Below are 14,323 nucleotides of genomic sequence, written 5' to 3'. Positions count from 1 at the left end.
GTTAAGTACTTGACGTACCTGCCGTCGTCACGAAAACGGCATGACCGGTGACAGGGAGTGGCATCATGTCGTCTGTGCACTTCAACAGTTACACGGAGGCGCGCGCGCATCTGAAGGATCTCCTGGACGCAGCGGAGCTCGGATGCACGGCGACCGTACGTCGTGAGTCCTCCAGGGCGGCCGTCGTCGACGCTGACCGGCTGCGGCATTTCCTCGCCGTTGTGAGTCCGGTTCGGGCACAGGTCGTGGCCGAGGACGGCGGCTGGTCGGTTTTCCTCCCCGGGTTGCCCATCTCCGCCGATGGCGCCACGTTCGACGAGGCGATCGCCGAGATGGTCGATGCCCTCCGTGAGTATGCCGCCGACTGGCAAGAGCGGCTGCGTGAAGCCCCGAATCATCGCCAGCAGTGGGGACTGGTCCAGCTGATCGATCTCAGCAGCGACGACCAGCTACGCGACTGGCTCACCGGGGAGGGCACATGACCTGGCCTCAGCCCACCCGGAAGGATCATGAGTGCTTCTGCGTGACCGAAGGATGGCGCCGGGTGCGCGATGCGCGTGGACGCACTGGAACACACCACGCCACCTACGAACTCGACATGCCCGACGGCTCGATCCTGCGGACGAGGATCTCTCACCCGGTTGATCGCAGTGGCTACGGCAAGGGCCTGTGGGCGCATATCCTCCGTGACCAGCTCGGTGTCTCGGATGAGGAGTTCTGGGCCTGTGTTCGCGACGGCCAAAAACCCGACCGAGGAGCTCCTCCACCGGTCAAAGACTCCCTTCCCGCCGAGATGGTGCGTCTCTTGATCACCCGGGTCGGCATTTCGGAGAAGGAGGTCGCCGAGATGAGCCGGGAGCAGGCCATCATTCGGCTGCAGCAGTACTGGCTGGACTGCATCTGACAGACCGGCGGTCATACAGGGAGCCGAACGAGATCGCCGAGCAGTACGACACGACGGACATGAGCCAGGACGTCGCTGCGGCGGATCTGAAGCGCCATGAGCCGCTCTCGTCCGAGCGAGCCGGCAACTCATCCCCCTCCGATGGTGACCGCATGGTCCAAAGTTGCGCGGTCACCAGTCGTGGATCGTGATCGATGTGCCGGCCAGATAGGCCTTGATGCCGGCTGCCGGATAGTCGATCGTGTTCGACGGCAGCAGGGCCGGGTCGCACCACAGGAGCGTGCCGCACTTGTGGGGCTCGGCGTTGTAGGGCTCTCCGTCCCACCGGTCGGTCGCGAAGAACATGCCGAGGCGGGCGAGGTCGGGCCGCTGCCGGTGGTGGACGACGGTGGCCAGCCGCAGGTCTCCCGGCTCGATCCGGACACCGACCTCCTCGCGGGCTTCACGGGCGGCGCCTTCGGTGACGGGCTCTCCTTCGTCGAGATGGCCGCTGGGCAGATGGAGCATGCCGTCGCAGTAGCCGGTGCCCTGGCGTTCCAGGAGCAGGATCTCGGTGCCGCGTTCGAGGATGACGTGCACGTCGATGATGGACCGGTGCCGCTCTGGCATGCGCCCTCCCGTGGTCAGCGGTGCCTGCGTGACCGTAGCGCCAACCATGATGGCGGCAGTGTGGCTGGACGCCGGTGTTCAAGGTCTCCGCGCCTGCAACGTGTCGCGTAACGCGATAGCGGTGGGCGCGACCTCGATCTGCTGCCGACCCCGCACCGCTATCCAGGTGGATCTCCACGGATCGAACAGGATCCCCCAGCGAGGGAACTCGGCCCGTAGCCGCGCCAGCCACATCCCCGCGTCGGGACCGTGCGGCCGGTGGCCGGATGTGACTTGATCGACGCGAGTGTCGGGTTCTTGGCCGACACGGGTGCGGGGGACCCACGAATGGGTCATGACCGACGCCCGTCGCGCTCGTCGACCCGCAGCACCTTGGTGATCAGGACGGCGGCGCGGTCGGTCTCTTCGGCCGGGCACATGTACTCGGTCTCCAGCGGCGCGTCGCGGGTGGGGCCCGTCCAGCACCAGTACCAATGCAGGGATCCGCCGTCCGGAGCGATGGCGACGCACTGCGACAGGCCGGGGTTCATGGCCTGTCCACGCGGGTCGTCGGTCGCCGACGCCGCAGGGTTCCAGACCACCAGCGCGCTGGTCCCTACCCGCACCGCGAGGCTCTGTTTCCGTAGAGCCTCCGCGAGTTCGTCGAGCCGTGCCCGGATCGTCCGTTCGATCCGGGCCACTCCTGCCTGTGGGTCTGTCGTCGAATCGGTCACCGTCGCGACCCCTTTCCCCATTCGTGTAGCCGTTCGGTGACTTTCAGTGAAACCGATGCGTCGGTAAGAGCGGCAGGGGACAATGCGGGAACAAGACAGAACACGCCTCCGGTGTTCTGGGGCGTCAGCGGAGGTGCTGGAGGATGTCGACAGACACTCGCCGGCTGCACGCCGAGCGCGTGCGCGCTGAGCGCAAGGCTCGCGGCTGGGACAAACCGGAAATGGCACGCCGGCTCGCGCGGGCCGCCGGCGAGACCCGTGGCTCGCTCCCCGACCACGAGTGTCTCCTCACCTACGTGAAGCGCTGGGAGCGCGGCGTCGTCGGCATCTCCGAGCGCTACCGACTGCTCTACTGCCGCGCGTTCGCCATGGCGGAAGAGGACCTCTTCCCCTCGTCCACTCCTGTTGCCGAACAGGAGCCTGAAACGAGCGACGAACTCGACGCACTGGAATTCATCCGCCGGGTCGAAGCATCCGACGTTGGGCCGTCCACCATTCAGGGCGTTCAACTCGGCATCCACCGGTTGTGCCGTCAGTACACGTCGCAGAAGCCGACGGAACTGCTGCCTCAAATCCGCACCTATCGGCATTACCTGACCAGGTTGATCGACGGGCGCGCCACGCTGACGCAGCGTCGAGACCTGATCGCCGCCGGTGGTCTGCTGGCGCTCCTCACCGCTTGTGTTCACGAAGACCTCGGTCAGCGGCGTGCGTCCGAACTGAGCAGCGAAACGGCACGCCGAGCGGGTGAGCACGCGGGTCATCGTGATCTCGTCGCTTGGAGCTTCGAGATCAAGGCGTGGCAGGCACTTCTCGACGGCCGCTATCCCGACGCGTTGGAGCATTGCCAAGCCGGCCTGATGAACGCCGATGCGGTCTCCTCCGCAGCGGCCCAACTCATCGCCCAGACGGCCCGAGCTTCGGCCCGCCTGGGAGACAAGGACCGAACTCTTGCGGCATTGGAGCACGCTGAGGCGATGGCGGACAGGCTTCGGCCGGAGTGGCCTGATCACCACTTCGTCTTCGACCCGAGCAAGCTCACTTCCTACACGGCTACGACGTTGGCCTGGCTCGGTGACGGCTCCGATGAGGCCGAGCGATGCGCCCGCCGCGTGATTCGCGAGGAGGGGCGCCTTGGCCGCCCGCGACGTGTGGCGACCGCCCGTGTGGACCTCGCGATGGTCTTGCTCGCACGTCATGAGGCGGAAGAGGCGGCACACCTGGGCCGGTTGGCCGTCAAGTCGGGTCGCCTGGTGCCCTCCAACGTGTGGCGTGTGGCCGAACTCGACCGGTCGCTGCGAGCTGAGCGGAGCAACGCTCCTGAGATCGCGGCCTTCCACGAGCAGTTCGAGGCGGTACGGCAAGCGATGCGATCCGAGCCGGCGTGAGAGGAAGACCTCCATGAGTCCTCTGCCGGACAGGCAGATGACGGATCACTGGTGGTGGCGCCCTGGTGTATGCCTAGGGCGCCGACTTCACGTGTGGCGGTGACCGCCGGTTCCGGCCGGCCGCACGTACCGACGTCATGGATGCTTGCCCTGACCGACATCTCCCGGCGCAGCATTCCCGGCGCCGGCGCGTCTCTGGAACGTGGACTTTGAAATCGCCTCCTCCGCTCGGGCGCCCGCCGACGTCGAGGAGCTCTATCGGGAGCACGCCCTCGGGCTGATCCGGCTGGCCATGTTGATGGTCGGGGACGGCCCCACGGCCGAGGACGTGGTCCAGGACGCCTTCCTCGGCCTGCACGACCGGCGGCTGTCGCTGCGCGAGCCCGCCGCCGCGCTGACCTATGTCAGATCGGCCGTGCTGAACCGCTGTCGTTCCGTGCTGCGCCGCCGGGCCGTGGCCGGCCGCTTCCGGCAGCCGTACCAGCCACCGGCGTGGTCGGCGGAGGACTGCGTGATCGACGGGCAGGATCGGCGCGCCGTGCTGACCGCGATCGCCCGGTTGTCCCGTCGCCAGCGCGAGGTCCTCGCCCTCCGGTTCTACTGCGACCTTCCCGAGGACGAGATCGCGCGGACCCTGGAGATCAGCCGCGGCACCGTCTCGGCGACGACGTCCCGGGCCCTCACCGCTCTCGCCAAGATTCTGGAGAACGCCGAATGAGATCTCTCGAAGACCGCGTCCGGGACGCCTACTCCATGGCCGACGACTGGGGGCCGGCCGTGCCGCCGCCGCTTCGCCGCCGCTCCGTACGCCGACGCCGCCTGCGGTTCGCCGCTCCCCTCGCCGCCGCCGTCGGCGTCACGACGGTGGTGTTCTTGGCGGCAGGACTGCCGCGCTGGACGCAGGGCCCTGCCGGCCACCGCGCCAATGGCCCGGCGGCAGGGTCGCCGCGGTCGACGGCGGAGGACCAGGTCCGGGTCTACCTCTGTTCCACGATGTCCGCGAACCCCTCCTGCCATCATCGGGACGCCACCGAGGCACAGCGGACCGCGATCCGCCACGCGCTGGAGAAGGTGCCCGGGCTTCAGGCCATCGCGTACCTCACACGGGCGCAGGCGTACGCCGAGGCGAAGAACGATCCGGAGAGTTCACCCCCGCAGAGCCTTCGTCCCGAAGACTTCCAGGACTCCTTCCAGGTGATCACGCGCGGGCCCGCCGGCGTCACGGCGATCACCCGGACGCTCGCCGGTCGACCGGGCGTGGATCGGGTGGTGACCGAACGGCGGTGATCCGGGTCGGCTCCGCCATGGACCGTCGGCGTGATCGGACCGCTGGTCCCGGCGCGACCGGGGCCGGGGGCCTGCCGGCGGATCACTTCACGGATCAGGGGCAGGTCTGGCGCTTCGCGGTGAGGTCGAGGGTCTTCTTGATCGAGCTGAGGCGCAGGCGCTTGGACTCGGGGCAGAACCTGCTGAGCGGCAGGTTGTACTCGGCGTGGAAGACAGGCTTGCCCGCCGCGATGAACGGCTTGAGGGTGGAGCACTCCTTGTACTCCGCGCACTGCTCGTTCACCGCGAAGTCGAAGTCCTTGACCAGGGAGGGGATCTGGTCGAGGTCGTTCTTCAGCCCGACCGCGAGGCCCTTCTGGTGGGCGACGCGTGCCAGCATGCGGTTGAACGCCAGTTGCTGCTTCGCGGTGAGCGGGAAACCCGAGTCGGCCTGGTAGGCGTCGACGTTGTCCGGCTCGACGCCGTCGAAGCCCTTCGCCTTGCACTGGTCCAGGCGCTTGGCCCAGATCTTCTGCAGCACGTCGAGCCTACGGATGTCGAGCCAGCGCTCCTTCGGCCAGCCGTCGAGCTTCTTGCCGATGACGGACTTGGGGAAGGACGTGTAGTCCGGCCGCCCCTGCTCCACCGAGCCGGCGCTGACGTAGCAGATGACCTTGCGCCCCTTGCCGTGCAGCGCGGTCACCGTCGACTTCGGCGTCTCGAACATGTCGATGTCGTAGACGCTCGCCTGGACCGACGTGTCGATCTTCCCGCTGAGCTGCCACTGCCAGCTGACGCCGACCTTCGGCCGCCACCAGGAGGCCGCCTGCGCCGTGGCCGGCGTCGTCTGGTGAGCGGACACGTCGCGGGCGCCGCCGCCGGTGCCGCCACAGCCCGCGAGGGTGACGAGGGAGAGCGCGAGGACCGCGTACCGCAGAGCCATAGGTGATCAAGGTACCCGGGGGGACGACGGTACGTCCGGCTTTTCGGGACACAGAGTGATGAGCCCGAATCGTGACCTCGGTCGCGGATGTGAAGCGGTGATCGTGGAAATCAAGCCTGCCGGGGAGGCGCGGCATGACGTACGAGCGGATCGTCGGTGGCAGCGGCGACGTCGGCACCGGCTGAGCGGCGGGCCGGGCTCGCGCTCCTGCTCCCGGCCCTGCTGCTCATCACGGTGTTCCTGATCCTGCCGGCGCTGTGGACTCTCTACCTCGGGCTCACGGACTACCGGCTCACCGGTACGGCGGCCGCCCACCCGCGAATCGTCGGGGTGGACGACTACCGGCAGGCGCTCGGCGACAAGGACGTCCGCGACGCCCTCGGCCGTACGCTGCTGTTCGTCTTCGGCTCGGCGATCGTCGGCCAGAACCTCCTCGGCCTCCTGCTCGCCTGGGCGCTGCGCTCGGCGCGGGCGTGGGTCAGTGCGGCCGTCGAGACGGTCGTGCTGCTCGCCTGGATCCTGCCCGGTGTCGTCGTCGCCTGGCTGTGGATCGCGTTCCTCGAGGATCAGGGCGGCACGCTCAACGCGATCCTGCGCACGCCGGGCCACGACTGGTGGTTCGAGCATCCGATGGGCGCGCTCATCGTGTTCAACACGTGGCGGGGCACGGCGTTCTCGATGATGCTGTTCTCCGCCGCGCTGTCGAACGTCCCGCCGAGCCGGCTGGAGTCCGCCCGGCTCGCGGGCGCCCGGGGATGGCAGCAGCTGCGCGACGTCGTCCTGCCGAACATCCGCGGCCACATCCTGACCAACACACTGCTGGTCAGCCTGTGGACGTTCAACGACTTCACGCCGTACCTCATCACCAAGGGGGAGCCGCACGGCGCGTCCGCGGTGCTGCCGGTCTACATCTACCTCACCGCGCTGCCGGGTGGGCGGCTCGGCTTCGCCGGCGCCATCTCGCTGATCATGCTGCTGATCAACCTCCTGCTCGCGCTGGCGTACGTGCGGCTCCTCCGGAGGCGGGCATGACGGCCGTACGGACGGTGCTGCGGCGCATCGGGTTCTACGTGCTCCTCTCCCTGGTCACGGCGTTCTTCGCACTGCCGATGCTGTGGCTCGTCACCGCGCCGTTCACGCGGCATCCGACGTTCGCGGTGACGTGGCCGGACTTCACGCTCGCCAACTTCCGGGCGCTCACCGACAGCCCGGACGCGCTGTCCTCGCTGTACAACTCGGTCGTGCTGTCGCTGTCGACGATGCTGCTCACCGTCGCCGCCGCCGCGCTCGCCGCGTACGCCCTGAGCAAGGTGCGCGTGCCCGGCCGGGGCGCGATCCTCTCCCTGCTCCTGCTGCTGTCCTCTGTGATCACCGGAACGGCGGTGATGGTGCCGATCTTCCAGCTGATGTTCCGGCTGCGCCTGCTGGACCATGACCTCGGCGTGATCCTCGTGCTGACCGGCGGGCTGCTGCCGGCGGCCATCTTCATCCTCACGGACTTCATGGACACGATGCCCCGCTCGCAGGAGGAGTCGGCGCGGGTCTTCGGCGCGAACTCCCTGCAGGTCTTCGGCCACGTCGTCCTGCCGAACGTACGGCCCGGCCTCGCCACCATCGCCGTCTGGGCGGTCGTGAACGTCTGGGGCGACTTCCTCATGCCGTTCCTGCTGTACCGCAGCCCCGACAAGCAGCCCGCCGCCGTCACCCTCAACACCTTCTACACCGAGGGCGGCCGGCCGGACCTCGCCCTGATCTCGACGTTCTCGCTGCTCTACTCGGTCCCGATGGTCATCATGTTCCTGTTCGTCAGCCGCCGCTACGGCTTCCGTCTCCACGGAGGGATCACAGCGTGAGAGTCGCACTGGAGGCGGTGACCAAGGTCTACGACGGCGACGTACGGGCGCTGGACGACCTTTCTCTGGAGATCGCGGACGGGGAGTTCTTCGTGCTGCTCGGCCCGTCCGGCTGCGGCAAGACGACCCTGCTCCGGACGATCGCCGGGCTCGAGACGGCGACCTCCGGCACCGTACGGATCGGCGAGCGCGACGTCACCCGCCTGCCGCCGGGCGACCGGGACGTGGCGATGGTGTTCCAGGACTACGCGCTGTTCCCGCACATGACCGTCGCCGACAACATCGCCTACCCGCTCCGGATGAAGAAGGTGCCGCGCGCCGAACGGAGGGCGAAGGCCGCGGCCACCGCCGCCAGGTTGTCCCTCGGCCCGTACCTCGACCACCGCCCGGCGCAACTGTCCGGCGGTCAGCAGCAGAGGGTCGCGCTGGCGCGGGCGATGGCCGCCCGGCCCACCGTGTTCCTGCTGGACGAGCCGCTGTCCAACCTCGACGCCCGGCTCCGCCTGGAGGCCCGGACGTTCCTGAAGAAGCTGCAGCACGACCTCGGCGTCACGACCGTCTTCGTCACCCACGACCAGGCGGAGGCTCTCGCGCTCGCCGACCGCATCGCCGTCATGGAGGACGGGCACGTCCGCCAGATCGGCACGCCGCGCGAGGTCTTCCAGCGGCCCGCGAACATCTTCGTCGCCGGATTCATCGGCTCGACCCCGATGAACCTCCTGGAGGGCGAGTGCGTCCCCGGCCACGGCGACCCGACCGGATCGTGGACCGACGAGATCGACGTCGCGGGCCTGCGCCTGCCCGTCCCCGAGGAGGCCACCGGGCTCGTCGGCCCCGGCGACAAGATCATCGCCGGCTTCCGTCCGGAGTACGTCCGGGAGGCCGAGGACGGCATCGAGGGCCGGGTGGAGATCGTCGAGCACCTCGGCACGACGTCCCTGGTCACGCTGGCGACGACCGGCCCGAGCGTCCAGCTCACCGTCCCGGAGGACCGCGAACCGGCGATCGGGACCACCCTGCGCGTCGCCCCGCACCCCGGCCGCACCCTCCTGTACCACGCCGACGACGGCGACCTCATCGACGACTCCTGAACTTCGCGAACGGGCCGACAGGGGCAGCGCTCTAGACAATACTCTTCGTGTCGGCACTGATACGCTGAGCGAGGAGCACTTGAGGATGGTGGAGCCATGGCCATGCCACAGCCGGTCGAGGAAGAAGAGCCCCCCACGATCGAAGCGATCTGGGAACACACGCCGTCGTACCCGGGATTCCAGGTGGAGATCATCGACGGGAGCCTCGTCGTGAGCCCACGCGGAAACTTCCGACACTCCCGGATCAACTACTTCCTGCACACCGCGTTCCATGACCTCGCGCTCGAGAACGGCTGGTACCTCTGCCACGAGTTGACCATTCATCTCGAGAGCAACCGCGACCGGATCGAGCCGAATCTGGTGATCGTGCCGCCGGAGCCGCCGATGTTCGGCGACAGCGAGGTGTTCGGGCGGGGGGTGCTGCTGGTGGCCGAGGTGACCTCACGCGGCAACGCCGTCCGTGACCGGTTCACCAAGCCGCGTAACTGCGCACTCAGCGGGGTGCCGCTCTATCTGCTCGTCGATCCGGTCGATGAGCCGACCGCCGTCACGCTGTTCAGCGACCCGAGTGACGACGGGTACCGCACGATCGAGCGCGTCATCGCCGGCGAGAAGCTGCGCCTGCCCGCCCCGTTCGACTTCACGCTCGACACCGCGTCGCTGCGCTGAGCCGCCGCCCCCGGCGGCGGTCCGCGTCTACTGGCCGTGCCACCAGCCGACCAGGGTGCGCAGCCAGCGAGGACGCTCGGCGCCCGAGGACCCCGGCCGGTTCGCCGCGGCGAGCGGCGCCGGCGGGACCGAAGGGCCTCCCGTCTCCGCGGGCACGGGAGCGGGCACCGACACGGGCGGGAAGCGGACCGGGAGCGCGGTCAGCGCGCGGTGGAACATCCCCGGTCGCCACTGCAGCCGGTCGGCGGGGACCGCGAGTTCCATGCCGGGGAGCTTGTCGAGGAGCTTCTCGACCGCGACCGAGGCGATGAGACGTCCGTGGCCCTGCGCCGGGCAGGTGTGCGGTCCCGCGCCCCACGCCAGGTGTGCCCGGTTGCCCGCCCGGCCGTCCGACGTGAGCGACGGGTCGGTGTTCGCGGCCGCGAAGCTGATGACGACCGGCTGGTCGGCCGGTAGCCGGACACCGTGCAGGTTCGTTTCCTTCGGCGGGTAGGCGACCGCGTAGTTCGCGATGGGCGGGTCCGTCCACAGCACCTCGTCGAGTGCGTCCTCGATGGGCAGGCTGCCTCCTGACAGGTCGGCCGCGAAGCGATCGTCGGACAGCAGCAGCCGCATGGTGCTCGCGATCAGGTCCTGCTCGGGCTCGGTCCCGGCGCCCATGAGCACGACCAGTTGGTGCAGCATCTCCTCGTCCGTCAGCCCCGCCGGGTGGGCCATCAGCCAGGAGGTCACGTCGGCGCCCGGGTTGGCGCGTTTGTAGGCCACCAGCTCCATGACGGCCTCGCCCAGGATCAGGTTCGCCTTCTCCGCGTCGGTGCCCTCGAAGATCCCGCTCATGCCCTCGACCAGCCGATCCGCGATCACCGACGGGCAGCCGAACATCGAGTTGAGCACGAGAAGGGGCAGGACACGGGCGTACTCGGTGATCAGGTCCGCCTGGCCGACCTGCGCGAACCGCGCGATCAGGGAGTCGGCGTTGCTCTCGACCCAGCCGCGCAGGAGGGAGGAGTCCACCCGCGCGAGGCTGTCCGTCACCGCGGACCGCAGCCGGGTGTGGGCGGCACCGTCGCTGAACATGGAGTTCGGCCGGTACGCCATCATCGGCAGCAGCGGGCAGTCGGGCGCGACGTTCGCCTCCCAGCGACGGGGGTCCTTGGGGAACGTGATCGGGTCGCGCAGCACGTCGAGCGCCGCCTGGTAGCCGATGACGAGCGTGCCGGGCACGCCGGGCGCCAGTTCGACCGGTGCGGCGCTTCCGTACCGGCGCAGGGCGGCGTACGTCCCGGCGGGGTCGGCGGCGAACTCCGGCCCGTACAACGGCATCAGGCCGGAGTGGGCGGGACAGGATCCGGTGGCGAACTGGTCGGAGGTCACTCGGGCTCCTTCTGGGGGGCGGTCGGGGGAGCCTCTGCCGGCGGATCGACGCGCTGCGGCCGACCGGACGGCGATCCGGGCGCCCGTGACGGCCGACGAGAAGATCGCGGGCAGCGTCAGGAAGCCGAAACACTACAGCCGGTGATCTTAAGATTCCAGCGCGATGCCGGATTTCTGCCGCTTCGTCGCGTTACCTTCCCGCGTCCGGATCCGAGCCGCGGCCCCGCCCGGATCCGGACGGGGCCGGAGTCGGATTTCTGAAACCCACGCAGATGAGGAGTCGTGTTCAGGCGGCCGCGCGGCCCCCGTGGCGGCGGCCTCGCCGTGGCGGTCTCCAAAACCCCCGTTCACAGCGCTACGACGTCTTCCTGTCGAGGGAGGTCGGAGTGGCGCAGTGCTCGTTGCCGCCGGTCAGGTCGTCGCGCACCAGGACGAGCAATTGCGTCAGCTGCGAGCGCTGGGCGTCGGTCAGCGTACGGAAGAGGTGGTCTTCCACCTCCTGCTGCGCGACTGCCGCCGCTTGCAGGCGCTGCCGTCCCGCCTCCGTCAGCACGACCAGGTGGCGGCGCCGGTCTCGAGGGTCCCGCGTGCGCGTGACCAACCCGTCGGTCTCCAGCGGGTTGAGCTGCGTGACGAGCACGCTGGCCGCGGTGTCGGTCTGCACGGCCAGATCAGTCTGCGCCAACGGGCCGTGATCGTGCAGCAGCCCGAGAATGTGGAACTGCCGTGGCGTGAGGCCGTTGCTGGTGTGCGCGTCCCTCAGACGACGCATGGCCTCGTGCCCCAGCAGGGCGAGCATGAGGCCGGGACCGTCGCGGTGTTCGTCGAGCAGAGCCTCGCCGGAGGCGGTGGAGGTAGCCGAGGTCACCTGTTCACTCTACTTCAATGCATCATGTAGATTGCTAAACGATTCAGACATGTAAATGGTTAGTTTGCTTGCACGGCCTTCGACCTCCGCATCGCCACCCGTCATCCAAGGAGTGCCATGTCCGCCACCCGTCCGCCCATGGTGCTCCCCGATCCGAATGCGGATCTGGGCCTGCACGGGGCGCGCGCCGTCGTCACTGGAGGAACCCGTGGAATCGGAGCCGCCACGGTGCGCCGTCTGAGCACGGCCGGCGCACACGTGGTCGCCGTCGCCCGCAACCAAGCCGAGGTGCCCGCCGGAGTGCACCTGGTGACCGCCGACCTGAACACTCCCGGCGGGGTCGAGCGCGCGGCAGCCGCAGCGGTCGATCTTCTGGGCGGCATCGACGTGCTCGTCGACAACGCCGGACGCAACACCCAGGTACCCGACGGCGTCCTCGCCGCGACCGACGAGGACTGGCTGGCCAACCTCGAAGCCAACCTGCTGTCCGCCGTCCGCCTCGACCGCGTCCTCGTCCCCCACATGACCGCACAGGGCCACGGGGCAGTCGTCCACGTGTCATCGAACGCCGCCCGCTACCCCCAGCCCAACGGCGCTCCCTACGCCGCCACCAAAGCCGCCCTCAACGCCTACAGCAAGAGCCTCGCGCTCGCCTGCGGCCCGCACGGTGTGCGGGTCACCGCGGTCATGCCCGGAGTCATCGAGACCGACGCCGTGGAAGCGAGCCTGCGGCAGGCGGCCGAACGCACCGGCCGCGACCTGGACACCGTCCGCGAAGAGTTCCACCAGCGCCTCGCCGCCCCGCTCGGCCGCCCCGGACGGCCCGAGGAAGCCGCAGAGCTGATCGCCTTCCTCGCCTCCCCGCGCGCCTCCTACCTCACCGGCATCACCATCTCGGTCGACGGAGGCATCCTCCCCACCCTCTGACGAACCCAAAGAAGGCAGCGCGCACACCAGGAACGGGCGCACAGGTCCAGCGCGAGGCAGCGGTTGAGCACACCGGTCGTGCTGGCAGGTGGGCCGGGTGGTGTTTCCGGACGCTCAGGACACCTCGGCCTTAACCCGGCTCAGGAGGTCGGAGGCGTGGAGCCGCAGCGGACACCGGCGTCGGGAAGCCGGAGACCATCGAGGTAGTCATTGATCATCTTGCTCTCACACCCTGGGGTGAAGACCTTCATTCCGTGCGTCCAGTCACGCAGGATGACCAACCTGGCCTCGGGGCCCAGTTGTCGCGCGACCTGGCGCGACCAGGCCGCCGGGGTCGCGTTGTCATACCGGCTCTCGACGAGGAGCATGGGGGCGGCCGTGGTGCCGGTGGCGTTGGATTGGGGATCGCGTACCGGGGTGGGCCAGCCCTGGCAGGTGAGGATCGACTTCATGGCGTTGGGCGAGTACCCCACCAGCGGCGCTGCGATCGCAGAGGTCTCGAGATCGCCACGGAGGGCGGACCCGTTCGGATATCCCATCGCGAAGTCCTGACAGACGATCGGATCGGCGTAGTTGATCGTGGCCGGGAGCTCGCCCTCGGGGTCGGACGGCCACGGTTTACCCGCGTCCAGGGTCTTCAGGAAGCTGGCCGTGGCCGACCAGGACGGCGTCCACAGCATGGCATCGACTTCGCCGGCCACGGTGAACGGCGTCCATTTGAAACCGGATTCGTCCGTACCGGCCAGTTCGCCGTTCTGTGCCTTCGCCACCACCCGGCGGTAGACATCGGCCGGCCTACTGCCATGGAGAGCGCAGGAACTCGTGCGGGCACACCAGCGAGCGAACTGGTCGAAGGATTCGTCGAATGCGTTGGCGGCCGTCACCGCGAACCGGCGACGCGGGGCGCTGTGATCCATGATTCCGTCCAGCACCGCCGCCCGGACGTGCGCGCCGAACATCGCGGCGTACTGCTGACCGAGCAGCGTGCCGTAGGAGTGCCCGTACAGGCTGATTCTCCGCTCTCCCAGCGCCGTGCGCACCGCGTCCAGGTCCCGTGCGGCGCTCGCCGTGTCCAAGTGGTCGAACACCGGCCCCGTCGCCTTCCGACAGGCGTCGGCCAGCGCGCGGTTGCGCTCCCGCAGAGTCGCCAACTCCCGGTCGGTACGCGGCAGGCGGTTCCCGACGGCCTTGATGGTCTGGCGGGTCGGGCAGGTGAGCGGGCTGCTCTTGCCCACGCCTCTCGGATCCAGGCTGACGATGTCGAACCTTTTCTCCAGGCCCCCGAAATGGGGCTGTCCCGCGATCGTGTCCACTCCCGACTGTCCGGGACCACCGGGCAGGAAGACGAGGGTGCCGATCCGGCTCGACGGCCGCGTCGCCGCCCGGCGGACGATCGCGATCTCGATCCGGCGTCCACTCGGCCTGCTCCAGTCCAGCGGCACGCTGACCGTCCCGCACTGCACGTCGCCCTGGCCACCTGGGCATTGCCGCCATGCGATCTTTGACTGTACGGCGGCACTCGCCGATTCTGCCCGAACGGCTCCATCCCCGCACGCGGCGATCGAAGGGGCCAGCATCAGGCTGGCTCCCACCATCAGAATTGCCCGGTTGAGCATTGACATCTCCTGGTAGTCGCTGAATTCCCCCAAAGTTAATGAGCGGTGTTCAGCGCCTACGTCGCCGTGAAGACGGCTCTTTCCCCCTGGCCTCGTGCGACC

At 68.9% G+C, this 14,323-nt stretch carries 16 protein-coding genes; 10 read left to right on the top strand and 6 right to left on the bottom strand.

The annotated features are described in order from the left end of the window. Positions 1–65 precede the first annotated feature (65 nt). Both NE234_RS29775 and NE234_RS29770 read left to right on the top strand, forming a co-directional pair. On the top strand, positions 66–482 hold the full coding sequence (locus NE234_RS29775; RefSeq protein WP_252784019.1) for a type II toxin-antitoxin system HicB family antitoxin: 417 nt from the start codon (positions 66–68) through the stop codon (positions 480–482). Then, on the top strand, positions 479–904 hold the full coding sequence (locus NE234_RS29770) for a cytotoxic translational repressor of toxin-antitoxin stability system (RefSeq protein WP_252784018.1): 426 nt from the start codon (positions 479–481) through the stop codon (positions 902–904). Before NE234_RS29775 ends, NE234_RS29770 begins: the two co-directional genes overlap by 4 nt. A 171-nt stretch (positions 905–1,075) precedes the next feature. Here the strand turns inward: NE234_RS29770 and NE234_RS29765 are convergent, their stop codons facing one another. Both NE234_RS29765 and NE234_RS29760 read right to left on the bottom strand, forming a co-directional pair. Further along, positions 1,076–1,513 carry an NUDIX hydrolase gene (locus tag NE234_RS29765; protein ID WP_252784016.1) on the bottom strand — a complete coding sequence of 146 codons (438 nt, stop codon included), beginning with the start codon at positions 1,511–1,513 and terminating at the stop codon, positions 1,076–1,078. A gap of 332 nt (positions 1,514–1,845) precedes the next feature. Then, the gene (locus tag NE234_RS29760; protein ID WP_252784014.1) at positions 1,846–2,226 is read right to left on the bottom strand and encodes a hypothetical protein; all 381 of its coding nucleotides are present in this window, start codon (positions 2,224–2,226) and stop codon (positions 1,846–1,848) included. Between the two features lie 143 nt (positions 2,227–2,369). Between NE234_RS29760 and NE234_RS29755 the strand changes: the two genes are divergently transcribed. The 3 genes from NE234_RS29755 (at position 2,370) to NE234_RS29745 (ending at position 4,901) form a co-directional block, all read left to right on the top strand. Then, on the top strand, positions 2,370–3,614 hold the full coding sequence (locus NE234_RS29755) for a hypothetical protein (RefSeq protein WP_252784013.1): 1,245 nt from the start codon (positions 2,370–2,372) through the stop codon (positions 3,612–3,614). 202 nt (positions 3,615–3,816) lie between these two features. After that, complete coding sequence (locus tag NE234_RS29750; protein WP_252784012.1) at positions 3,817–4,332, top strand: RNA polymerase sigma factor; 516 nt, start codon at positions 3,817–3,819, stop codon at positions 4,330–4,332. Next, positions 4,329–4,901, top strand: coding sequence for a permease-like cell division protein FtsX (locus NE234_RS29745; protein WP_252784009.1), 573 nt, complete (start codon positions 4,329–4,331; stop codon positions 4,899–4,901). The genes NE234_RS29750 and NE234_RS29745 overlap by 4 nt, the downstream gene beginning before the upstream one ends. A 94-nt stretch (positions 4,902–4,995) precedes the next feature. Here the strand turns inward: NE234_RS29745 and NE234_RS29740 are convergent, their stop codons facing one another. After that, a complete protein-coding gene (locus NE234_RS29740) occupies positions 4,996–5,823 on the bottom strand; it encodes an endo alpha-1,4 polygalactosaminidase (protein WP_252784008.1) in 828 nt (275 codons plus the stop codon). 156 nt (positions 5,824–5,979) lie between these two features. Here NE234_RS29740 and NE234_RS29735 point away from each other — a divergent pair, with 156 nt between their 5' ends. From NE234_RS29735 to NE234_RS29720, 4 genes are all read left to right on the top strand, one after another. After that, positions 5,980–6,855 carry a carbohydrate ABC transporter permease gene (locus NE234_RS29735; protein WP_252784006.1) on the top strand — a complete coding sequence of 292 codons (876 nt, stop codon included), beginning with the start codon at positions 5,980–5,982 and terminating at the stop codon, positions 6,853–6,855. Further along, positions 6,852–7,676, top strand: coding sequence for a carbohydrate ABC transporter permease (locus NE234_RS29730; RefSeq protein ID WP_252784004.1), 825 nt, complete (start codon positions 6,852–6,854; stop codon positions 7,674–7,676). The genes NE234_RS29735 and NE234_RS29730 overlap by 4 nt, the downstream gene beginning before the upstream one ends. Continuing rightward, positions 7,673–8,767 carry an ABC transporter ATP-binding protein gene (locus NE234_RS29725; RefSeq protein ID WP_252784003.1) on the top strand — a complete coding sequence of 365 codons (1,095 nt, stop codon included), beginning with the start codon at positions 7,673–7,675 and terminating at the stop codon, positions 8,765–8,767. The genes NE234_RS29730 and NE234_RS29725 overlap by 4 nt, the downstream gene beginning before the upstream one ends. Positions 8,768–8,863: 96 nt before the next feature. Further along, a complete protein-coding gene (locus NE234_RS29720; protein WP_252784001.1) occupies positions 8,864–9,436 on the top strand; it encodes a Uma2 family endonuclease in 573 nt (190 codons plus the stop codon). A 27-nt stretch (positions 9,437–9,463) separates the two neighbouring features. Here the strand turns inward: NE234_RS29720 and NE234_RS29715 are convergent, their stop codons facing one another. Both NE234_RS29715 and NE234_RS29710 read right to left on the bottom strand, forming a co-directional pair. Further along, complete coding sequence (locus NE234_RS29715; protein WP_252784000.1) at positions 9,464–10,810, bottom strand: cytochrome P450; 1,347 nt, start codon at positions 10,808–10,810, stop codon at positions 9,464–9,466. A 355-nt stretch (positions 10,811–11,165) separates the two neighbouring features. Further along, complete coding sequence (locus NE234_RS29710) at positions 11,166–11,678, bottom strand: MarR family winged helix-turn-helix transcriptional regulator (RefSeq protein ID WP_252783998.1); 513 nt, start codon at positions 11,676–11,678, stop codon at positions 11,166–11,168. A gap of 117 nt (positions 11,679–11,795) precedes the next feature. On the opposite strand from NE234_RS29710, the gene NE234_RS29705 reads away from it, so the two are divergent. Beyond that, positions 11,796–12,605 carry an oxidoreductase gene (locus NE234_RS29705; RefSeq protein ID WP_252783996.1) on the top strand — a complete coding sequence of 270 codons (810 nt, stop codon included), beginning with the start codon at positions 11,796–11,798 and terminating at the stop codon, positions 12,603–12,605. A 140-nt stretch (positions 12,606–12,745) separates the two neighbouring features. Here NE234_RS29705 and NE234_RS29700 read toward each other — a convergent pair whose 3' ends face one another. After that, the gene (locus NE234_RS29700; protein WP_252783995.1) at positions 12,746–14,254 is read right to left on the bottom strand and encodes an alpha/beta fold hydrolase; all 1,509 of its coding nucleotides are present in this window, start codon (positions 14,252–14,254) and stop codon (positions 12,746–12,748) included. Positions 14,255–14,323: the final 69 nt, after the last annotated feature.

The organism is Actinoallomurus rhizosphaericola (assembly GCF_024055675.1).
GTDB lineage: Bacteria > Actinomycetota > Actinomycetes > Streptosporangiales > Streptosporangiaceae > Actinoallomurus > Actinoallomurus soli.
The sequence above is the reverse complement of the archived record's forward strand: the minus strand, read 5'-3'. Positions and strand labels throughout refer to the sequence as shown.